At 61.1% G+C, this 19,996-nt stretch carries 21 protein-coding genes and 1 other RNA gene; 16 read left to right on the top strand and 6 right to left on the bottom strand.

The genetic code is table 11. The features are described from left to right. Positions 1-49: 49 nt before the first annotated feature. The gene (locus KIT08_10175; protein ID UYN89451.1) at positions 50-661 is read left to right on the top strand and encodes a hypothetical protein; all 612 of its coding nucleotides are present in this window, start codon (positions 50-52) and stop codon (positions 659-661) included. Positions 662-748: 87 nt separating this feature from the next. Further along, the gene (locus tag KIT08_10170) at positions 749-1,339 is read left to right on the top strand and encodes a hypothetical protein (GenBank protein UYN89450.1); all 591 of its coding nucleotides are present in this window, start codon (positions 749-751) and stop codon (positions 1,337-1,339) included. 32 nt (positions 1,340-1,371) lie between these two features. Here KIT08_10170 and KIT08_10165 read toward each other — a convergent pair whose 3' ends face one another. Beyond that, complete coding sequence (locus KIT08_10165; GenBank protein UYN89449.1) at positions 1,372-1,764, bottom strand: DUF1801 domain-containing protein; 393 nt, start codon at positions 1,762-1,764, stop codon at positions 1,372-1,374. Next, a complete protein-coding gene (locus KIT08_10160; protein ID UYN89448.1) occupies positions 1,761-2,324 on the bottom strand; it encodes a DinB family protein in 564 nt (187 codons plus the stop codon). Before KIT08_10160 ends, KIT08_10165 begins: the two co-directional genes overlap by 4 nt. Before the next feature lie 95 nt (positions 2,325-2,419). On the opposite strand from KIT08_10160, the gene KIT08_10155 reads away from it, so the two are divergent. Next, on the top strand, positions 2,420-3,514 hold the full coding sequence (locus KIT08_10155; GenBank protein UYN89447.1) for an inositol-3-phosphate synthase: 1,095 nt from the start codon (positions 2,420-2,422) through the stop codon (positions 3,512-3,514). 51 nt (positions 3,515-3,565) lie between these two features. Here KIT08_10155 and crcB read toward each other — a convergent pair whose 3' ends face one another. Beyond that, positions 3,566-3,943 (bottom strand): fluoride efflux transporter CrcB, encoded by a 378-nt coding sequence (gene crcB / locus KIT08_10150; GenBank protein ID UYN89446.1) that lies wholly within the window; start codon positions 3,941-3,943, stop codon positions 3,566-3,568. 146 nt (positions 3,944-4,089) lie between these two features. Here crcB and KIT08_10145 point away from each other — a divergent pair, with 146 nt between their 5' ends. The 5 genes from KIT08_10145 to KIT08_10125 all read left to right on the top strand — a co-directional run bounded on the left by KIT08_10145 (position 4,090) and on the right by KIT08_10125 (position 9,128). Continuing rightward, positions 4,090-5,073, top strand: coding sequence for an NAD-dependent epimerase/dehydratase family protein (locus tag KIT08_10145; GenBank protein ID UYN89445.1), 984 nt, complete (start codon positions 4,090-4,092; stop codon positions 5,071-5,073). A gap of 4 nt (positions 5,074-5,077) precedes the next feature. Further along, on the top strand, positions 5,078-5,728 hold the full coding sequence (locus tag KIT08_10140) for a glycerol-3-phosphate acyltransferase (GenBank protein ID UYN89444.1): 651 nt from the start codon (positions 5,078-5,080) through the stop codon (positions 5,726-5,728). Positions 5,729-5,772: 44 nt separating this feature from the next. Next, a complete protein-coding gene (locus KIT08_10135) occupies positions 5,773-7,674 on the top strand; it encodes an endonuclease/exonuclease/phosphatase family protein (GenBank protein UYN89443.1) in 1,902 nt (633 codons plus the stop codon). Positions 7,675-7,758: 84 nt separating this feature from the next. Further along, positions 7,759-8,697 carry an aldo/keto reductase gene (locus KIT08_10130; protein UYN89442.1) on the top strand — a complete coding sequence of 313 codons (939 nt, stop codon included), beginning with the start codon at positions 7,759-7,761 and terminating at the stop codon, positions 8,695-8,697. Next, positions 8,688-9,128 (top strand): hypothetical protein, encoded by a 441-nt coding sequence (locus KIT08_10125; GenBank protein ID UYN89441.1) that lies wholly within the window; start codon positions 8,688-8,690, stop codon positions 9,126-9,128. Before KIT08_10130 ends, KIT08_10125 begins: the two co-directional genes overlap by 10 nt. Here KIT08_10125 and KIT08_10120 read toward each other — a convergent pair. Both KIT08_10120 and KIT08_10115 read right to left on the bottom strand, forming a co-directional pair. After that, positions 9,125-10,837, bottom strand: a complete 1,713-nt coding sequence (locus tag KIT08_10120; protein UYN89440.1) for a universal stress protein — start codon at positions 10,835-10,837, stop codon at positions 9,125-9,127. The two genes, KIT08_10125 and KIT08_10120, sit on opposite strands and share 4 nt — an antisense overlap. After that, entirely contained in the window at positions 10,834-11,460 is a 627-nt protein-coding gene (locus tag KIT08_10115; protein UYN89439.1) for a metallophosphoesterase, read from the bottom strand. The genes KIT08_10120 and KIT08_10115 overlap by 4 nt, the downstream gene beginning before the upstream one ends. A 479-nt stretch (positions 11,461-11,939) precedes the next feature. On the opposite strand from KIT08_10115, the gene KIT08_10110 reads away from it, so the two are divergent. The 8 genes from KIT08_10110 (at position 11,940) to KIT08_10075 (ending at position 18,714) form a co-directional block, all read left to right on the top strand. Further along, positions 11,940-12,245, top strand: coding sequence for a winged helix-turn-helix transcriptional regulator (locus tag KIT08_10110; GenBank protein UYN89438.1), 306 nt, complete (start codon positions 11,940-11,942; stop codon positions 12,243-12,245). Positions 12,246-12,459: 214 nt separating this feature from the next. Further along, positions 12,460-13,344, top strand: a complete 885-nt coding sequence (locus KIT08_10105) for a VOC family protein (GenBank protein ID UYN89437.1) — start codon at positions 12,460-12,462, stop codon at positions 13,342-13,344. A 46-nt stretch (positions 13,345-13,390) separates the two neighbouring features. Further along, positions 13,391-13,774, top strand: a transfer-messenger RNA (tmRNA) gene (ssrA, locus tag KIT08_10100). An 89-nt stretch (positions 13,775-13,863) separates the two neighbouring features. Beyond that, entirely contained in the window at positions 13,864-14,748 is an 885-nt protein-coding gene (locus tag KIT08_10095; protein ID UYN89436.1) for a hypothetical protein, read from the top strand. A 477-nt stretch (positions 14,749-15,225) separates the two neighbouring features. After that, positions 15,226-16,221, top strand: coding sequence for an ATP-binding cassette domain-containing protein (locus KIT08_10090; GenBank protein UYN89435.1), 996 nt, complete (start codon positions 15,226-15,228; stop codon positions 16,219-16,221). Between the two features lie 40 nt (positions 16,222-16,261). Further along, a complete protein-coding gene (locus KIT08_10085) occupies positions 16,262-17,065 on the top strand; it encodes an ABC-2 family transporter protein (protein ID UYN89434.1) in 804 nt (267 codons plus the stop codon). Positions 17,066-17,068: 3 nt separating this feature from the next. Continuing rightward, positions 17,069-17,923, top strand: coding sequence for an ABC-2 family transporter protein (locus KIT08_10080; protein ID UYN89433.1), 855 nt, complete (start codon positions 17,069-17,071; stop codon positions 17,921-17,923). A gap of 2 nt (positions 17,924-17,925) precedes the next feature. Next, positions 17,926-18,714: an ABC-2 family transporter protein gene (locus KIT08_10075; protein UYN89432.1), complete on the top strand. Its 789-nt coding sequence runs from the start codon at positions 17,926-17,928 to the stop codon at positions 18,712-18,714. A 34-nt stretch (positions 18,715-18,748) separates the two neighbouring features. On the opposite strand, the gene KIT08_10070 is transcribed toward KIT08_10075, so the two are convergent. Beyond that, positions 18,749-19,942 (bottom strand): class I SAM-dependent methyltransferase, encoded by a 1,194-nt coding sequence (locus tag KIT08_10070; GenBank protein ID UYN89431.1) that lies wholly within the window; start codon positions 19,940-19,942, stop codon positions 18,749-18,751. Positions 19,943-19,996: the final 54 nt, after the last annotated feature.

The raw sequence follows: 19,996 nt of genomic DNA, 5'->3' as shown, positions 1-19,996 counted from the left end.
GCAAGATGAGTAGCGGTTTTGCCGGCAGCAGGCTGGATAAAATTTAACAATGATGAAACGACACATACTTCTCCCCCTGCTTGTGCTATCGCTGGCGCTGGCAGCCTGCGGCATCTCAGAAGCTGACATCCAGCTAACGGTAGTAGCAGCCGAGACCAATGCCGTTTCAACCGCCTACATACAACTGACTGAATATGCTCTGGCCAACCCCTCGGCCACTCCCACGCTGATGGCCACGGCTACATTGATGCCCACCGCAACCCTGCAGCTTACCCCCACAGTGGGCACTGGCACGGGTGGCACAGGAACTGGCGGCGGAGTCCCTTCAGGCTGTGAGGCGATGACCTTTGTCTCTGATGTGACGATCCCTGACGGCGAAGAAGTTGCCGCCGGCACGTCCTTCACCAAGACCTGGTCAGTGCGCAACTCCGGCACGTGTGAGTGGACAACCGGTTTCCAGCTTATCTTTAGCAGCGGCGAACAGATGGGCGGCCCCAGCAGCAATGCGCTGCTCGCTGCCGTGCCGGTGGGTGGCACCGCCAACATCTCGGTTGAGTTGGTAGCCCCGGCCACTGCCGGAGAGCATGTTGGCTACTGGGCTATCGCCAATGCGGCAGGTACGGCCTTTGGATATTTGTACGTTGAGATCAACGTCCCCTAAACTTTTGCGACTCTATACACCAGGAACAGGCACGAAATCCGTGCCTGTTCCTGGTGTTCTTGTTCCAGCCATGAATAGAATAAACTCATGAAGCGAACTTTGTTACTGACTCTCCTACCAATGCTGCTGGTGGCGTGCGGCCCCAGCCAGGCTGAGCTCGATGCCACGCTGGCAGCAGCTCAAGTGCACGCCGTCTCCACCTTCGCGGCCCAACTGACCGTGGCGGCGGAGCAGAACCCAAGCCCCACGCCAACCGAGACGCCTGAGCCAACCGCCACCACTGAGCCTACGGCTGAAGTACAGGTGACCATGACCCTGTCTGCAACCGGGGCGGCCACCATGGATCCTTGCAACATCATGGTCTTCAGAGAAGATGTGACTGTGCCTGACGGCGAGATCATTGCTGGCGGCGCAACTTTTACCAAGACCTGGAACGTGGAGAATGCCGGCACCTGCAACTGGAGCCCGGCATACCAACTGCTGTTCAGCCATGGCGACCGCATGGATGGCGCCCGCACATCCCAAATTCAAAGGACGATCCTGGCAGGCGACAGCGGGAACATCTCCATCCTCCTGCGTGCACCAACGGCGTCAGGCGAATACACCGGCTGGTGGACGCTGGCCACGCCGCTGGGCGAAGGATTTGGCCACCTCTCGGTGGTCATCATCGTGCCCTGAAACCAAAAAGGCTGCGCAGTGCGCAGCCTTTTTTACTCTTCGCTGTCTGGCCGGGGCGTGATCTCGATCGCCTCGCGCAACAAGGAGAGCACGCCAGGCAGGGTTACGTCTTCAACACTGTAGATCTTCACATGGCGGGCACGCTTGCCGGTGCCCTCCAGCAGGGCTTCCGGGTCTTCCAGATCCACGCCGCGCGGGAAACCGAAGTTGATGTAGTCTTTTTGCAAAATGATCACGCATACCAGGTGGGTGTAGGTCTCGGCGTAGCCGTAACCCAGCAAATGAGCCGATTCGTCGATCTGTTCGATCACATCCGGCGCCAGGTCCAGCACCTGGGCGCGCAGCTCCAAAGCAATTGTCTGCAAGGGCTCTGGAAATTTGGCGAGGAACTTCTCCAGGTTGGGAGGCAGCGCCTGGCCGTTCACAGCACCTCCACTTCGGGCTGGCCGAGCAAACGGCGCACATCGTTGACGTGGTGCAGATTGTGATAGAGGGTGAAGAACAGCAATTCACGCAGCGTGAGCTTGCCGAGGACGGGGTGCGGCACCTTGGCCTTATCCAGGTCTTCATCGTGCCAGTTGGCCAGGGCAGCTTCCAGCTTGCCGGCTGCCTGCTGCCAGCGCTGCAGCAGATCCTGCTTGGCCGCGGCCTCATCCTGCAGCACGCCGTCCAACTCCGCCACATAGGCAGCCGGCGACACGACGCCGCCATCCAGCACGGCCTTATAGCTTGTCACAAGTTCGGCGTAACTGCGGCTGCTCTCCGCCGAGCCCCAGATGAGCCCGGAGAGCCGAGCGGGCACACGGAAGGCCAGCGTGGCTGCCCGCACCGTCTTGCACAAGTGTGCCAGATTCTCGGCAGGCGACCACACCTGTGGCGGATGCGCGTAGAACTGCGCGCCGGCAATGGCGGCAAAATCCTCCGCCACAAAGCGGTGATTGTGCGCGAGAGCTTCCTGGATCTCAGCCAGTGAGTATGCTTGCATGCCCAGAATCATAACCGCACTTTTTACGCGGTTGGCCTATACATCAAAGCGGAGACGCAAGGTATATAATCATTTAACCGTTGCAAAGGAGAAACATGGCAAAAAATTCTTCGAAAGTACGCGTAGCGATCATTGGCGTTGGCAATTGTGCCAACTCCCTTGTGCAAGGCGTGCAGTACTACCAAAATGCGGCCGACACGGATGAAGTGCCCGGCTTGATGCACGTAAACCTCGGCGGCTATCACATTCGAGACATTGAGTTCTCGGCCGCCTTTGACGTAGTGGCCACCAAAGTTGGCAAAGACCTGAGCGAGGCCATCTGGGCTTACCCCAACAACACCATCAAGTTTGCCGATGTGCCCCACCTGGGTGTGGAAGTGCAGCGCGGCATGACCCATGATGGCCTGGGCAAATACCTGCGCGAGGTTGTGGAGAAGGCCCCCGGCGCCACCGCTGACATTGTGAAGGTGCTCAAGGATACAGGCACGGATGTGGTGGTGAGTTACCTGCCGGTGGGCTCTGAAATGGCCACCAAGTGGTACGTGGAACAGATCCTGGAAGCCGGGGTTGGCTTCGTGAACTGCATCCCCGTGTTCATCGCCAGCCAGGACTATTGGGGCCAGCGCTTTGCCGAGCGCAACATCCCCATCATTGGCGATGACATCAAGAGCCAGGTCGGCGCCACCATCACTCACCGTGCCCTGGCGCGCCTGTTCGTGGAACGCGGCGTACACCTGGACCGCACCTACCAGCTGAACTTTGGCGGCAATATGGACTTTTACAACATGCTGGAGCGCGAGCGCCTCGAGTCCAAGAAGATCTCAAAGACCGGCGCGGTCACCAGCATGCTGCCGTATGAACTGGACAGCGGTGACGTGCACGTTGGCCCCAGCGACTATGTGCCCTGGCTGACCGACCGCAAGTGGTGCCACATCCGCATGGAAGGCCGCGCCTTTGGCGATGTGCCGCTGCAAATGGAAGTCAAGCTGGAAGTGTGGGATTCGCCCAACTCGGCTGGCGTGGTCATCGACGCAGTGCGTTGCATTAAACTGGCGCAGGACCGCGGCATCGGCGGCCCGCTGATCGCACCCTCTTCCTATTTTATGAAGACCCCGCCGCAGCAGTTCACCGACGACTTGGCCCGTACCAACACCGAGACCTTCATTGCCGGTGAAGCCGTCAAGGCCTAGCCCTAAATCTCACAACCTTAAAAAAAGCGCAGCCCATAGGCTGCGCTTTTTTTAGTTAATCCGGCCGGCCACCAGGTGGCCGGCCCATACCGCCAGCAGGCCGGCCGCGTTGGTAAGCAGGAAGTAGATGGCCGCAAAAGTGAGCTGGCCATTGCCCAGCAGGCGGAACAGCTCCAGCCCGAAGCTGGACATCGTGGTGTAGCCGCCCAGCACGCCCGTAATGAGCAGCAGACTGTGCGCACCCGTCAGGCCGCGCTCGGTGAGCCACACATATGTCAAGCCGATCAGGAAACAGCCGCTTAGATTTATCAGTAACGTGCCCAGCGGGAAGTCGCCGGGCTTGAACCACTCGTGGACTTGCGTACCAATGATGTAGCGCAGGATTGCGCCAACCGCTCCGCCAAGCCCTACCAGCAAAAGATTGCTCATGACTAACACTCCTTTTGTAAAGATAGGAGTCATCAGCCTAACAGGCGGTTTATGCGCAGCAAACACTGCGCGGGCGAACTCCATCGCCCAGTACATAAGGCCGTACATCTTACTCCATGACTGAATGCGCCCTTATAATCCAGCCCATGAAGGTTCTGGTCACCGGCGCAACGGGCTTCATTGGCGGGCACATTGCCAAGGCAGCCTTGGCGCAAGGCTGGCAGGTGCGCGGCCTGCGGCGCAGGCCGCAGTCCAGCGGGCATCTGGAAGATGGCGAAGCCATCGAGTGGATGCAGGGTGACCTGAACGACGCGGCAAGCCTGCAGCAGGCCATGGCCGGCGTGGATGTACTCTTCCACGCTGCGGCCTACTACCCGCGCCGTGAGCGCCAACGCACCCGCCAGCAGCATCTGGATGCAGCCCAGGCAGAAATGGAAACGGTGTTGGCGACGGCCAAAGCGGCCGGCGTGCGGCGTATGGTCTATACCTCGGCACTATTTTGTATTGCCAATGTGCCCGCGGATGGCGGCCGCCTGGCCGACGAGCGGGATGTCTATCAGCTGGGCGACTTTCCTGAGAGCGCCTATTTTGAAACCAAGATATTGATGGAGCAGATAGCCCTGGCCGCCAACGGGCCTCAACTCGAAGTGGTGGTCACTAATCCCACAGCGGTCTTCGGCCCCGGTGACCTGAACAAGACCCTGGGCAGCCTGCTGATCCTGGCCGCCAAAGGCTACTTCGTAGCCTGGTTGCCCGCCGAGGCCAACGTGGTGGACGTGCGCGATGTGGCGGATGCGCACATCCAGGCAGCGCTCAAGGGCCGCCTGGGCGAGCGCTACATCCTCGGCGGGCATAACCTTTCGGTCAAGGATGCTTTTACCATCGTGGCCCAGGTGGCCGGGCGGCGGCCGCCGCGCTTCTCCATCCCGTTGTGGCTGGTGGACCCAGTGGTCTGGCTGGGCGACCGCATCCCCACCATCCCCCTGCCCGCCAACCACCTGCGCAGCATCCGCCGCTGGCAGCCTTATAATACGGCCAAGGCCGAGCAGGAGTTAGGCATGCAAGCCCGCCCCTTCGCTGACACGGTGAGAGACTCACTGGCCTGGTTCGTATCCCACGGCGAGCTATAACCCAATGCCCCAACTCCTTCTCGCATTATTGATCGGCTATTTGCTAGGCTCTATTCCCTTTGCGCATATCATTGCCCGCTCCGTTGGCGGTGTAAACCTTGCCCAGGTTGGCAGCCGCAACATCGGCACGCGCAACCTGACCCGCAACCTGGGCCTGGGTTGGGGCCTGCTAGGCGGCGCGCTGGATTTCGCCAAGGGGCTGGCTGCCATGGCCATCGGCCAGACGCTGGCGGGCGACGGCAGTTGGGCATGGATGCTGGCGGGCACGGCCGCCGTGGCCGGGCACAACTGGCCGGCCTGGCTGCGCTTCCGCGGCGGCAAAGGGCTGGCGACTGCCATGGGCGCAGCGGCCTGGGTGGCCGCTTGGCCCGAGCTGGCGATAATGTTCGCGCTGGGCTGGGTGGTGCAACGGCTCACCGGCAACATCACGGTGACCGCCGCGATCGGCTTCGTGGGCATGCTGGTGAGCCTGCAGATGTTCGGCCAGCCAATTGAGGTCACCTACTTTGTCATCACATTGGCGCTAGCCGTGTTCTTGGCTACCTGGCCAGATATTGCCGCCAAACTCAATAAACCCGGCGCGGTCAAGCAATACTTCCAAGAGCCGAACGCCGCCTACAAGCAAAAAGCCAAAAAGAGAAAGAACGCTAGCTAAGCTCGCCTTGAAAGGAATCTATGCTTACTACTATTCGTACTGACTTGAAATCTTATTGGGTGCGCTGGCTATTCGCCGCCATCACCGTCACCTTCGGCCTGCAAGAGCTGCGCGTGCTCTTCGTGGGCTTCGTGGGTTACCTGCGCGACTCAACCGGCATGAGCTCGCTCAGCCTGGCGCCGATCGCGGTGGGCGTGTTCGCCCTGGCCTTTCTGGCCGGCCCGCTCAACCGCCTGCTGGGCACGCGCCGCACGCTGTGGCTGACCGCCGGCGGCCTGGCCGCCCTGCGGGTGGCCGAGCAGCTTTCGCAAACCGCGCTGATGGACCTGTACCTTTCTGCGGCGGCCACGGCGCTGTTCCTGATGTGGATCCCGCTGGCGGTGGGCATTTCGCGGGCGCGCGGCGGCCATATCCCACAGCACCTCGGCTTCGGCTGGCTGTTTGGCCTGGTGCTGGATAGCAGCCTGCAGATCGCCTTCCGCACGCTGGACCTCTCCTGGCAGCCTGGCATCTTCGCGTTGGTGCTGGTGGCGGCGCTGGCCGCCCTGCAGCTGTGGACCCTGAGCAAGCTGGTGGAGGACGCCCCGCCCGCCACCGATGGCAGTTGGGGCAGCTCGGCTGCGCTGCTGGCTGTTGGGCCGTGGCTGTTCCTGCAGCTAATGGTGTTCCAGAACACAGCCATGTTCTCCTCGATGAGCGCATGGAGCACGCCCGCCGCCGGAGCGGCGTTGCTGCTGGGCAATGCCATCGGCTTCTGGCACATTGCCAAAGTTGCACCGAGGCGCACTTTGCTCAACGCACTGCTGTATGGCATCTTGGTTCTGGCGCAGCTGCTGCTGGCCTTCAACCAGCCGCTGGTTCCGCTGCTGTTCATTGTTCTGGGCCAGATCTTCAGCCTGGCGCTGGGCTTCTTCATTTTCACGGGTGCTGGCGCCGTAGCTGGCAAGCCTGGCTTGCTGCGCAGCACCTTGTTCAACGGGCTCGGGCACATTCTCTTCGTGCTGCTGACCTTTATCTATTACGCCTCGTACGATATTGACTTCGGCATCCGCTCCGGCACGTTGCTGCCTGTGGCCGCGGTGCTCATCACCCTGTTCCTTATGATTTCGCTGCGCTCCAAGGCCGCCGACAAAGCCAAGGAGTTCAAGCCGCTGTACTCCACCGCTGCGTTAGCGGCAGTGGCGCTGGTGGTGCCCCTGGCGCTGAGCCTGGCCTGGAAGAGCCCCAGCGCCCAACCGGCGGAGAGCAACACCATCCGCGTGATCAACTACAACCTTCACGATGCGGTGAACACCGACGGCGTCGTGGACCCTGAAGCGCTGGCCCGCGTGATCGAGGAAAGCGGCGCCGACCTTGTCGGCTTGCAGGAGATCTCGCGCGGTTGGCTGATCTGGGGCGGCATGGACATGCTGGAATGGCTGGCGCAGCGCCTGGATATGCAATACATCTGGGGGCCAACCGCCGACCACCAATGGGGCAATGCCATCCTGACGCGCCTGCCGATCACCAGCTACACCAACAACCCGTTGCCACCTGAGGATGTGCTGCTGCTGCGCGGCTATCTGTACGCCGAAGTTGAGGTGAACGGGCAAACCCTGACCGTAATTGACACGCACTTCAGCGAGAAAGCCGGCCAGGATGACATCCGTGCCCAGCAGGCTTCGGTGCTGGTGGACGTGGCCGCCGGCCGCCCGGCCACCATGGTGATGGGCGACCTCAACTCATTGCCTGATTCGCTGGCGCTGGACGTGATGCTGGGTGGCGGCTTCATCGACATCTCACGCGAGAGTGGGCTGACCAACACCTTCACCTATCCCTCGTTCGCCGCTGATCATCAGATCGACTACATTTTCATCTCGCCAGATCTGAGCTTCAGCAACTTTGCCATCCCGTTGACGACAGCGTCAGACCATCTGCCGCTATCGGTGACGATCACCCTGCCCTAACAAGAGTGAAAAGAGCCCCGCAATAAAGCGGGGCTCTTTTCTTCTGGCAGTGCGTGTACACTAAGCCACGAAGGGATACGTAGAATGCAGCTGATCCAGATCGGGCAGGACGGACCCAAAGTTGCGCCCATTGGCATGGGTACCTGGGCCTGGGGCGACACGCTGTTTTGGTCATACGGCAGGGATTATGGAGAAGAAGAGTTGCGCGCCGCATACGACGCCAGCCTGGAAGCCGGCGTCACCTTCTTCGACACGGCCGAGATCTACGGCACGGGCCGCTCTGAGGAGTTGCTGGGCAGCTTTGCGGCTGCCAACGCCGAAGAGCACTTCATCGCCTCCAAGTTCTTCCCGTACCCCTGGCGCGTGCTGCGCAACAGCTTGCCGCGCGCCTTGGCGGGCAGCTTGCGCCGCCTCGGCGTAAGCAAGCTGCCGCTGTATCAGATCCACTGGCCGTTCCCGCCGCGCCACTTTGCCACCTGGCTGCACGGCATGGCCGATGCGGTGGAGGCCGGCCTGATCGGGCAGATCGGCGTCTCCAACTTTGGGCCACGCCAGATGGAGAAGGCCATCAAGGTATTAGAGAGCCGCGGCCTGCGCCTGGCCAGCAACCAGATCTCCTACAGTCTGTTGGCCCGCAACGCTGAGCGCAATAGCCTGCTGCAACTGTGCAAGGACCACAAAGTCACCGTGATCGCCTACAGCCCGCTGGCGCAGGGGCTGCTGACCGGCAAGTACAGCCGTCAGCACCCGTTGCCCGATCTGGCGCGGCGCATCACCAGCCGCAGCAAGCTGGGCCGCCTGGTGCCGCTGCTGGCTGAGATGCAGCGCATAGCGACCCTGCATGGCGATAAGGCCATCTCGCAAGTGGCGCTCAATTGGTGCGTCGCCAAGGGCACGCTGGCGATCCCGGGCGCCAAGAACGCCAAACAGGCCGAGATGAACGCCGGCGCGCTGAGCTGGAGCCTGAGCGAAGAAGAAGTGGAGCGTCTGGATGCGCTGTCAGCGGAGGCCATATGGAGCTGACGCGTTGGGCTGACTTTGCCGCCAGCGCGCCTGACCTGGCTGCGTTTGGCGCCAGCCGCTTGAACGGCGTGGTGGCGTATATTGCCACAGTGTCAGCGGCAGGTGCGCCGCGCGTGCATCCCGTTACGCCGATATTGGCTGACGAACTGTATCTGTTCATGGAGCCAACCTCCCCCAAGGGCAAAGATCTGCAACGCGGCAGCGCATATAGCCTTCATTGCAGCGTGGAAAACTCCAACGGCGGCGAAGGCGAATTCTACGTTCGTGGGCATGGCCGTCTGGTGACCGACCCCGCCGAGCGCGCCCGTGCGGTGGCAGCGGCCAGTTATATGCCTGCGGAGCGCTACGTTCTGTTCGCGCTCTCGGTGGAGTTTGCCTTCATGAACGTCTACACGGAGGACGAGCCGATCCGCCAGCGTTGGCAGGCCTAATTGCACACCCAGATGGCGCCGCGGTATTCGCGCAGCACAACATCCAGGTTGCTGCCGCGCATCACTTCCATGAATTCGCTCTGGGCATAGCCCCCCATTAGCACTAAATCGCAGCCGCGCTCGGCGGCCACGTCCAGGATCGCCTGCGCGGCGCGGCCGCGGCGCTGCACATATTCGGCGATGACGCCGCGTGCCAGCAGGTAGTTCTTGGCGCCGGTCTGGGCCAGCGTGGGCCGCAGGCTGTTCTCCAGCGAAGTGAGCACGGTGAGCTGGATGCCCCAGCGACGCACCAGGTAGGCGGCCAGATAGAGCGCCTGGCGGGCCTTGCGGCTGCCGTCGTAGGCCAGCAGGGCGTGCTGCATGGCAGTCTTATCCGGCACAACCAGCACCGGGCGCGGGCTGCGTTGCAGGAAAGCGCGCAGGCCGGATACAAGACGCTCCAGCGGGCGCGTGCCGGGTGGATGCTTGAGATGCAGCACCACCAGATCGCTCCAGTGGCTGCGGGCTTCCACACGTCGATGGATATTGCCCTCCTCCACCACCAGGCTGCCGCGCAGCCCGGCGGCAGCCACGCGGCGCTCAAATTCGCCGCGCAGGCGCTGCAATTGGGCGTCATCTCCGCCGGTTTCGGGCTGCACATGCACACCGCGCAGTTCGCTGCGCTCATGCTTGGCGACTTGCAGGGCCACATCCAGCGCGGTCCAGCTGGCATCTTCGCCGCTGAGCGGCACCAACAGGCGCGGGAAGAGCGTCTCGCTCTCATCCAAGTCGTCGCGCTGCAATCGCCACTGGGTGGGCAGCGGCGGGGCTGGCGTGCGCATCCAGCTGCCCAGCCAACGGCGCACGCGCGAGCTAAAGCGGCGCGGGCTGCCCTCGAGGCGGTTCCAGGCGTGGGCGGCTGCCTCGCTGATGCCGAGGTTCCAGCCCAACTCTTTCTCCAATGTGGAGCGGTGCTTCATGAGCCACAAGTACATATCCGCTTCGGTACGCTGTGGGAAGTCTCGCAGCAGGCCGAGCTGGCGGATGGCGTGCACGGCCGGCACATAGACTTCATCGGCCCAATGGGCGGCCGCTTCGGCCGCACTAATCTCGCGGCCGAGTTCCTCACCCATGTAGTAGCGGTGCACAGCGATGTGCTCGCGCAGTTCGTTGATGCGGCCGGGCAGCGTGACGCGGAAATCGACATCCGGCCGCGTGTCACCCAGCCCTGTATCCTGCAGAAAATTGTGCAGCTCGGTCTTGATGATGAGGTCTTCAATATCATCATCCGGCGATATGCTGACGCGGGTGGGAATTTCGGTGACGAAGGCTTCAATGGTCCTGGCGCCCACCTCACGTGCCACCGAAACGCGATGGTGGCCATCCATCACGAAGTAGATCTCGCCGATCTTGTAGACTTCGATGGGCGGCAGGCCCTGCCCTTCCACCGCCATGCGCACCCGCGCCCAGCGGCTGCCCTGGCTGGCCTGGCGCGGTAAGAACTGGCGGTTGAAGTCCTCGTAGCGGCCCACGCTGCCCACAATGGCATCCAGCGGAATCTCATGCAGGCCGCGTGGCAGCTGGCTGGTCCCGCCCAGCATTCTGCGCACATCATCGAAGCGCAGCAGGTCATCGGCGCGGCTGCCACCCAGGCGCGCCAGCGCCTGACGCAGCGCGGCACGGCCGCGGGCGCGTTTGAAATCGCTCATGGCTGAGGAGTAGTTGTTCATGGGGCTAACTCCAGCTCCTGGTAGCCGTAGGCGTTGATGACGCGGGTTTCCTCGAACTCCACGATGGCCGGCTCGTTACGGTCATACAGGTGGATGTGCCCATGCAGATGGTATTTCGGCTTGAAGGTGCGCAGCAGCCAGCGGAAGGCCTTGAAGCCACGGTGGGCCGTATCCTGGCGGTCGCTGACATCCCAGGCGGGCGCATGGGTGACGAGCACGTCCAAGGCGCGGCCATAGCGCAAGCGGTTGTAGAGGAAGCGCGGCAGCATGCCCAAAACCATCATCCACATCTCTCCCTGCGTATACATGAAAGGGCCACGGCGGTAGCGCAGGCTGCCTTCAAAGCCGACGAGGATGAGCCCCTTGTGATGCTCCACCTTGCGGTGCAGGTCTATGGCGCCCCAGGGCGCCTCGCGCTCCTCGGTTTGGGAGTATTCGACATTGGGCGCATGGTTGCCGCGCACGAAGAAAACCGGCTTGTGCAGGGTATCCACCAGGAATTCAAGGTAGTAGTACGGCAGGTCGCCGCAGCCAATGACCATGTCGACGGCACTGAAGCGTTGGGCGGCGCTGGGAGTGTAGACGAAGTCGAGGACCTGGTCACTGAGGGCAAGGACACGCATAGGGCACATGTTAACAGCTTAGCTGCACTTAGCGCAAAGCTCCAAAGATGTTGTTGTTTTTGGTGTAGGGGTATGGGGTGCAACCAAAAAGATATCTGGAATCTATGAGGCCGAGCTTAGGAACACTTGACAGGTAGGTCAATTGATTGGCTGGCATCCGAGTGTGGTTGTACACGGATTTGGTGGTGGATGGTGGATTGGGGATATTGGAGTGTTTGTCAAGGAATGTGCATGAGGGTACTGAAGGCGCGAGTTTGGATAACTGGCGTTGCGAGGAAGATATGGTGAGAAGGATTCCTCCCTGATGCGGGTCCGGCGGTCTGGTGCAAGTATACAAACCCGGTCGGAATGACACGGTTATGTAGGGCGCAGCATGCTTGCTAAAGCCCATCATTGCGAGCCACAGGACGCAACAGTGACAATAGCTACGAATTGACATTCACCCTTAAGGCAAGTAGACTGCATAGAGAGCAGTCAATATGAAGACCAAGAGCATGGACCCCGTGGCGTTCGCCAAAGTGCTGGCCGACCCCACTCGCCAGCAGATCATGCAGACCTGTTGCTGCGAGTGGAAGAATGTGAACGAGATCGTGAGGACGGTGAAGGTGAGCCAGCCTACGGTGTCTCACCATCTGGCCTTACTGCGTGAGGCAGAGCTGGTGCAGGTGCGCGAGGAGGGTAAGAACACCTACTACACGCTGAACCAAGAGCGGGTGGCGATGTGCTGCGGCCAGCTGATCAGCACCTTTGCGCCTGAAAGCAAAGCAGCCGAACAGCTTAAATAAACAACGTGACCAGCTGCAATGCAACTGGCCACGCTGTTTCTTAAAAGCGATCCTACCAGTTAGCAGCAGCCAGTGCCGCCGCAGCAACAACCGCTTTCCACGACGTTCAACTGCTCATCAGGTGTAAACATAACCAGCTCCTTTCATACAAGGTATAAATAGACGGCCATCTATGTAATAAAGCATAATTGGCCGCCGTCTATATGTCAAGCCTATGAACGACTTCAAAATTCACCCGGATACCCAGATCGCCCATGTAGAGCTGCAGGTGGCCGACCTGGCGCGCATGAGCGCCTTCTACGGCGGCTTGATGGGCTTCCAGATCATTGACTCAGCCGATGGGCGCACGCGCCTGAGCGCCAACGGGCAGCTGCCCGCCCTGCTGACCCTGACCGAGCGCCAGGGCGCCCGGCTTGTACCGCAAGCGCGTACGGGTCTGTACCACACGGCCTTTCGCTTCACCGGCCGCACCCCGCTGGCCACTACCCTGCTGCGGATCGTCTCAGCGGGCTGGCCGCTGCAAGGCGCCTCTGACCACCTGGTCAGCGAGGCGATTTACCTGGCTGATCCAGAAAACAACGGGATCGAGATCTACCGAGACCGCCCGCGCGACCAGTGGCCGCGCCTGGGCGACGGTTCACTGGAAATGGCCAACGCCCCGCTGGACCTGCACAAGCTGATCGAAGAAGCCGACCAGGCGGCCGCCCAAGCGGGTGCAATCGACCCCAGCACCGACATTGGCCATATGCACCTGCAAGTGTCCGACACGGCCACCACGGCGGCGTTCTACAACAACCTGCTGGGCATGGACATCATTGTCAACTGGCCCAGCGCCATCTTCCTGAGCGCGGGCGGCTACCACCACCACCTGGGCGCGAACACCTGGCACAGCCAGAACGCCTCGCGCCGCGAAGAGGACATGACCGGCCTGCGCTCATACGCCTATCGCATCTCTGATGAGGCCGGCTGGCAGGCGGTGCTGCAGCGCGTGCAGGCCGCTCAGTACGCCTACGAGGACATGGAACGCGACGGGCAGCCGGGCATTGCGCTGGCTGACCAGGACGGCAACCGGGTGGAACTGCTAGGGCCGGCGGGCTAGTTCTAAGAAAGCTCAAACACTGCCCTGCTATAATCTGGGCCTGCATGGGGATGACTGGCTTCGACGATTGAGGCTGGGTCTGAACTGCGAGCCGAGAGGCGCCGACCTCGTTAACTCAGCGCAAACCTTAAGTGCCAACCGCACTGAATACGCAGCTCTCCCGCTCGCCGCGTAATACCGGCTAGCAAAGAACTGTCCAACTCCTCGTGAGTTGCGTCTGCCCCGCCCTCTCCTCGGCTGGGTGGGAACAGGCGAGACAATGCCGGGGTGCTGTGCACGCTTCCGTATCGTGCGCTTAAGACAAAGCGGATGGCTGCGTGGACCCCCTTGTCTGTTGTGGGCCATGCAGCGACAATACAACCGACTACGCTCGTAGACGTTCAGAACTCTAATCATTCGGACGCGGGTTCGATTCCCGCCATCTCCACTCTTAAGCGAGCGCACTGGCACAATTCCAGTGTGCTCGCTCATATATAATGCCCATAGTGCCTTTTTACCCATATCTGAGGAGCAAGAGCTATGAGCACCCGAATTGTTTCAGTTGTATTCATCCTTGCGCTGCTGTTGGCGGGTTGTGCGCCCAGCGGCGATGCAGATGACGCTGCCGTGGCCACCCTGGTGGCCGCTGCTCTGCAAACCAGCCAGGCGGCAAACCCGCCCGCACTAGAGACTGCCGGGCCACAGCTGGGTACTGTAGAAGGCTCAGTGTGCTACCCCTCGTCTTTCATCCCCGAGATGACGGTGTACTTGCAGCGCGACGGAGCGGCAGAGCCGGTAGAGGTACCGATCTCCCTGAACCAGATGGCATTCTCGGCCGAGCTCGAGGCGGGCAGCTACACAGCCTATGCCTGGCTGCCTGACTTCAGCTATGGCGGCAGCTATTCACAGGCTGTCGCCTGTGGACTGAGCGTGGATTGCACTGACCATTCACTGGTGAGCTTTGACGTGGTGGCCGGCGAGCAGACCGGTGGGATTGCCGTGTGTGACTGGTACGGCCAGCCGGGCGATATACCTTACCCGCCGGGCGTGCAACCGCCCGCGCAGGAATCGAACGACCCGGGCAGCATCTCAGGCAATCTGAGCTACCCCAGCAGCTTCATCCCCGCCCAAACCATCGTGGCGTGGAGCATGGCTCAGCCGGGCAACTACTATTATGTGACCACCAGCGAAGGCACCAGCTTTTATACGATCGCTAACTTGCCGCCGGGTGATTACGAAGTGGTGGCTTACACGCAAGGCCTGGCGGCAGGGTACAGCCAGGCAGTGCCTTGCGGGTTGAGCGTAAGCTGCACTGACCACAGCCTGATCGTGGTGACGGTGACCAGCGGGCAGGAGACCGGCGGCGTGAACCCGCAGGACTGGTACGCACCCGAAGGCTCTTTTCCGGCAAACCCGGTGCCGTAAGCACCGCCTTGCACTCAAGCATAAACAGCCTGCGCAAAATGCGCAGGCTGTTTTTTGCTGACTGTGCTCTTGCAGATTAGTACGAGCCTCTTGCCCGCATGGCGAGTTTCATACTGGCTGCGCCGACATCTGACGCAGACAAAACATTGACAAGTAATTCAGATGGGCTTATGCTTAGCCAATCTTAGTGAAAGGAGGTAGCGGCAAAATGATGTTGAGCAATGCAGGTTCGTTTGATTGTCTACCTCCTGAGGCTGGGCTTTAGGCCCTCACGCGCCCTTTTGCCGTCGCACGCAGCCGCAGGAGCACGACTCTTGCGGTTTTTTGTTGTCTCGGCTTAATCGAGCTTGCGTTTTTAGGAAAATTGATATAAGATTTGATAATCTGAAAGATAACATGCGTTATTATAATAGAACAGCACTAGAACATTTTGCCTTTTCTGCAGTAAATATTGCTTTTTCGGGCTTGGAGGCTTAGGTGAGTACAAATAGTATCACGGTCAAAGATCTACGCAAAACATACAAGGTGCCCGAGCGCGAGGCTGGCCTGAAGGCAGCCGTCAAGAGCCTGGTGGCGCGCAAAACCAAAGACGTGCACGCGGTGGATGGCATCAGCTTCCAAATCGAGCCGGGCGAGATCGTGGGCTTTCTTGGCCCCAACGGCGCCGGCAAGACCACAACGCTGAAGATGCTCTCCGGCCTGCTCTACCCCACCAGCGGTGAGCTGAGCGTGGCGGGGCATGTGCCGCAGAAACGCCAGCGCGAATTTCTGGAGCAGATCACTCTGGTGATGGGCCAACGCAGTCAGCTGAACTGGGACATCCCCGCAATCGACTCGTATGACCTGTACCGCGCCATCTACGGCATTCCCATGGAGCAGTTCAAGCAGGCGCGTGACGAGATGATCGAGGTCATGCAGCTTAAGGACCTGGTCAAGAAGCCGGTGCGCAACCTCTCGCTCGGCGAGCGCATGAAGGCCGAGATGGTCGGCGCTCTGCTGCACCGGCCCGGCGTGCTATTCCTGGACGAGCCGACCATCGGCCTGGACGTGACTATGCAGCGCCGCATCCGCGCCTTCATCCAGGAGTACAACCAGCGCTACAAGGCCACGGTGCTGCTGACCAGCCACTACATGGCGGATGTGCAGGCATTGTGCAAGCGCGTCATCGTCATCCATCACGGCAAGCTGCTCTTCGACGGCGATCTGACCCAGCTGGTGGAGCGTTTCTCAGCAATGAAGACGCTGGTGCTGACGATGAGCGACATGAACGGCAAGACGCCCGACATGGCGAAGTACGGCACTGTGGTGACGCAGGAGCCGAACCGCGTGGTGTTGCGCGTGGCCAAGACGGATGCACCCCAGGTGACGGCTCGCCTGCTGGCCGACCTGCCGGTGACGGATCTGACCGTGGATGACCCGCCGATCGAAGAAGTGATCGAGAGCGTGTTTGACGCTCCCGAGACCAGCGAGTAAAAAAAACAAGATGCACCGCGTGCAAGGATTTGCACAACGCGTGAAAGCGACCCTGCAGGTGTATGCTGTTGGGGCGCGCATTGCCATGCTGGAACGGCTGCAGTACCCGCTCGCCAGCCTGATGTTCATGGTGAATGTGCTCATCGAGCCGATCATCTATCTGGTGGTGTGGAGTTCTGCCACGGCGGCGCAAGGCGGCGCCGTGGGCGGCTATACCGCCGGGCAGTTCGCCGGCTACTACATCATCTGGACCTTTGTGCGCCAGTTCAACCTGGCCGTGGGGCCAGACAGCTTCAACTGGCGCATCAAGAACGGAAGCCTGGCCGGCGAGCTGCTGCGCCCGATCCACCCGATCGACATTGACCTGGGATGGAACCTGGGCTTCAAGGTCATGCAGGTGGTGTACTGGATCCCGATCGGGGTGATCCTGTGGCTGATGTTCAAGCCCGAGGTCAACCCGCAGGGCTGGCAGCTGCTAAGCTTCCCCATCGTGCTGATACTGGCGGCGTATGTGCGCTTCTTTGTGATGTGGCTGGTGGGCCTGATCTGCTTTTGGACCGAGCGCATCGACTCGCTGATCGAGCTGTACTTCGCCGCCGAGCTGCTTTTCTCCGGCCGGCTGGTGCCGCTGGAGATCATGCCGGTGTGGGCGCAAAAGGTGGCAGGCTACCTACCCTTTCAGTGGACTTTTTACTTCCCGATCGAGCTGCTGCTGGGCCGGGTGACGATGAGTGAATTTTGGATGGGCGTCCTGGCTCAAGTGGCCTGGATCCTGGCGGCCTATGTTGGGATCCGCCTGGTCTGGGTCAGAGCCGTAAGACGCTTTACTGCAGTAGGAGCATAAGGAATGAGTGAAATAGCAACTCCGATACAACCGCAGCGGGCGCAACGCTACGGCCTGCGCAACTATCTACAGATGTACGCGGTAGCAGCGCGGCAAGCCGTAATCGAGCAACTGCAATACCCCGCCGCCAACATGATGTTCATGGTGCACATCCTCATCGAGCCGGTGATCTACCTGGTGGTGTGGAGCTCGGTAGCCAATTCGCAGGGCGGCGCCATCGGCGGCTACACCGCGGCCCAGTTTGCCGGGTACTACATCATCTGGACCCTGGTGCGCCAGTTCAACCTGGCCATCGGCCCGCAGGGGTTCCACTGGCGCATCAAGGAAGGCCGCCTGGCGGCCGAGCTACTGCGCCCGGTGCACCCGCTGCTGCCCGACCTGGGCTATTACCTGGGATACAAGATCCCGCAGACCATCTACTGGCTGCCGATGGGCATCTTGCTGTGGCTGTTGTTCAAGCCCGAGATAAACCCGGAACTGTGGCAGATCGCCGCCTTCCCCGCGGTGCTGATGCTGGCGTTCTTTGTGCGCTTCTTTTTCATGTGGCTGCTTGGCCTGGTGTGTTTCTGGACCGAGCGCGTGGATGCGTTGTTCGAGCTGTACTTTGCGGCTGAGTTGCTGTTCTCGGGCCGCCTGGTGCCGCTGGAAGTAATGCCAGCCTGGGCGCAGAATGTGGCCAACTTTCTGCCCTTCCAGTGGACCTTTTACTTTCCCATTGAGGTGTTGCTGGGGCGGGTTGACCTGCCCGAATTCTGGCCGGGCGTGCTTGCCCAGCTGGCCTGGATCGCAGGCGGCTATACACTGGTGCGCCTGATATGGAAACTGGCCGTGAAGCGCTTCACGGCGGTTGGGAGCTAAAAATGCTTAGACCTCTAAAACTCTTCGGGTTGTTTGCCCGCATCAGCATACTGAATGAGGTGCAATACCGCGCCAACTTCTTTATGCAGGTGCTGCAGTCCAGCCTGTCTTTGGGTACAGGCCTGATCGTGCTCAATGTAGTCTACAGCTACACAGATAACCTGGGCGGCTGGTCGCAACCCGAGCTGCTGGCGGTGTATGGCGTGTTCGTGCTGATGAGCGGGTTGATCGGCAGCCTGGTGCTGCCCAACATGTGGGCCTTCATGGAAGATGTGCGCGAAGGCCGCCTTGACTTCACGCTCACCAAGCCCGAGGACTCGCAGGTGCTGATCAGCGTACGCGTCGTCGCCATCTGGCGGCTGGTGGATGTGCTGCTGGGCATCATTGTGTTGGGCGTGGCCATCGGACGCATGGGCCTGGAAGCCAGCTGGTGGCTGGCGTTCGCCTTCGCCGCCACCTTGCTGATGGGCATGATCCTGCTCTACTGCGTACTGCTGTTGGCTTCGATCCTCTCGTTCTGGTTCGTGCGCGTATGGGAGCTGATGGAGATGATGCAAAGCATCTTCCAGGCCGGGCGCTGGCCGGTGGGGATCTATCCGGACTGGCTGCGCCTGGGGTTGACCTACCTCATCCCGGTGGCGTTCGCCGTCACGGTGCCAGCCGAAGCATTGACCGGTCGCCTGACGCCTGAACTGCTGGCCGGAACATTCGTATTCACGCTGGTGGCGCTGTTCATCACCCGCCGCCTATGGCTGTGGGGTTTGAAGAACTACAGCGGCGCATCAGCCTAAATTTGAAAAGACGTACAAAAAAAAAGCGCTGGGATCACCCAGCGCTTTTTTCTATTACAAGACCCTTGAGATACTCACCCTCGGGGAAGTTGAGCGCCACCGGATGATCCGCGCCTTGGCTCAGGCGGCCAATGATGCGCGCCTCAATGCCGGCATCCAGCGCCGCGCCCGCAACGATCTTCTGGAACAGGGCTGCATCCACCCCACCCGAGCACGAGAAAGTGAGCAAATGGCCGCCGGGCCGCAGCAGCTTGAGCGCCAGCAGGTTGATGTCTTTGTAGCCGCGCGCCGCCCGTTCGGCGGTGGCCCGCGTGGGGGCGAACTTGGGCGGGTCGAGCACCACCAGGTCGAACTGGCGGGCCGAATCGCGGAAGCGGCGTAGCACCTGGAAAGCATCCCCATCAATGAACTCCGCCCGGTCAGCGGGCAGCTGGTTGCGTTCCAGGTTGCGGGCCGCCAACTCGAGGGCAGCGGCGGAGTCGTCTACCAGCGTGACGTGGGCGGCCCCGCCGTGCAGCATGTGGGTGGCGAAGCCGCCAGTGTAGGAAAAACAATCCAGCACCTGGCGGCCGGCTGCCAGGCTACCGGCCAGGATACGGTTGCTGCGCTGGTCAAGATAAAAGCCGGTCTTGTGCCCGCCGCCCAGATCGACTTCAAAATCGAGATTGGCTTCGCGCACCAGCAGCGGCGCGGCGGGCAGCGTGCCGCGCAGAACGCCCACGCGGGGCGGCAGACCTTCCAGCTCGCGGACATCCGCGTCCGAGCGCTCGAAGATGACGACGGGCTGGCACAGCTCCATCAGTGCGTCAGCGATCTGCTCGCGCCAGCGCTCGGCGCCCCAGTTGAGGCACTGCAGCACGAGAGCGCCGCCATATTGGTCAACCACGATGCCGGGCAGGCCGTCCGACTCAGCGTGGACTAAACGCATGCCGTTGCTGGGCAGGTTCAGGGCACGCCGCGAACCAATGGCGGCTGCCAGCCGGCGGCGCAGGAAGGCGGCGTCAATCTCTTCATCCTGGCTCCAGGACCAAACCCGGGCGCGAATTTGCGAGAGGTGGCTATACGCAGCACGGGCCAGAAACTGGCCGTGCGCGGATACAACGTCAACTGTATCGCCAGGTTGGGGCGCGCCATCAACGCGAATGATGGCGCTGGCAAAGACCCAGGGGTGCCTGCGCTCCAGCGAGCGCTCGCGGCCAAGAGCAAGGATGAGTTTAGGGATCGGCATCAGAGCAAGTTAACCATAAGGCATAAGGAAAGCAAACTGCAAGGGATGCTCGAA

It is taken from the genome of Anaerolineales bacterium, assembly GCA_025808555.1.
Lineage (GTDB): Bacteria > Chloroflexota > Anaerolineae > Anaerolineales > UBA11579 > JAMCZK01.
This window is presented reverse-complemented; position numbering and strand designations above follow the sequence as displayed.

Excerpts from the sequence above, each read along its gene's own strand:
- KIT08_10175 (UYN89451.1), top strand. The coding sequence starts at position 50 with ATGATGAAACGACACATACTTCTCCCCCTGCTTGTGCTATCGCTGGCG.
- KIT08_10170 (UYN89450.1), top strand. The coding sequence starts at position 749 with ATGAAGCGAACTTTGTTACTGACTCTCCTACCAATGCTGCTGGTGGCG.
- KIT08_10160 (UYN89448.1), bottom strand. The coding sequence starts at position 2,324 with ATGCAAGCATACTCACTGGCTGAGATCCAGGAAGCTCTCGCGCACAAT.
- KIT08_10155 (UYN89447.1), top strand. The coding sequence starts at position 2,420 with ATGGCAAAAAATTCTTCGAAAGTACGCGTAGCGATCATTGGCGTTGGC.
- crcB (UYN89446.1), bottom strand. The coding sequence starts at position 3,943 with ATGAGCAATCTTTTGCTGGTAGGGCTTGGCGGAGCGGTTGGCGCAATC.
- KIT08_10145 (UYN89445.1), top strand. The coding sequence starts at position 4,090 with ATGAAGGTTCTGGTCACCGGCGCAACGGGCTTCATTGGCGGGCACATT.
- KIT08_10140 (UYN89444.1), top strand. The coding sequence starts at position 5,078 with ATGCCCCAACTCCTTCTCGCATTATTGATCGGCTATTTGCTAGGCTCT.
- KIT08_10130 (UYN89442.1), top strand. The coding sequence starts at position 7,759 with ATGCAGCTGATCCAGATCGGGCAGGACGGACCCAAAGTTGCGCCCATT.
- KIT08_10125 (UYN89441.1), top strand. The coding sequence starts at position 8,688 with ATGGAGCTGACGCGTTGGGCTGACTTTGCCGCCAGCGCGCCTGACCTG.
- KIT08_10120 (UYN89440.1), bottom strand. The coding sequence starts at position 10,837 with ATGAACAACTACTCCTCAGCCATGAGCGATTTCAAACGCGCCCGCGGC.
- KIT08_10115 (UYN89439.1), bottom strand. The coding sequence starts at position 11,460 with ATGCGTGTCCTTGCCCTCAGTGACCAGGTCCTCGACTTCGTCTACACT.
- KIT08_10110 (UYN89438.1), top strand. The coding sequence starts at position 11,940 with ATGAAGACCAAGAGCATGGACCCCGTGGCGTTCGCCAAAGTGCTGGCC.
- KIT08_10105 (UYN89437.1), top strand. The coding sequence starts at position 12,460 with ATGAACGACTTCAAAATTCACCCGGATACCCAGATCGCCCATGTAGAG.
- KIT08_10095 (UYN89436.1), top strand. The coding sequence starts at position 13,864 with ATGAGCACCCGAATTGTTTCAGTTGTATTCATCCTTGCGCTGCTGTTG.
- KIT08_10080 (UYN89433.1), top strand. The coding sequence starts at position 17,069 with ATGAGTGAAATAGCAACTCCGATACAACCGCAGCGGGCGCAACGCTAC.
- KIT08_10075 (UYN89432.1), top strand. The coding sequence starts at position 17,926 with ATGCTTAGACCTCTAAAACTCTTCGGGTTGTTTGCCCGCATCAGCATA.
- KIT08_10070 (UYN89431.1), bottom strand. The coding sequence starts at position 19,942 with ATGCCGATCCCTAAACTCATCCTTGCTCTTGGCCGCGAGCGCTCGCTG.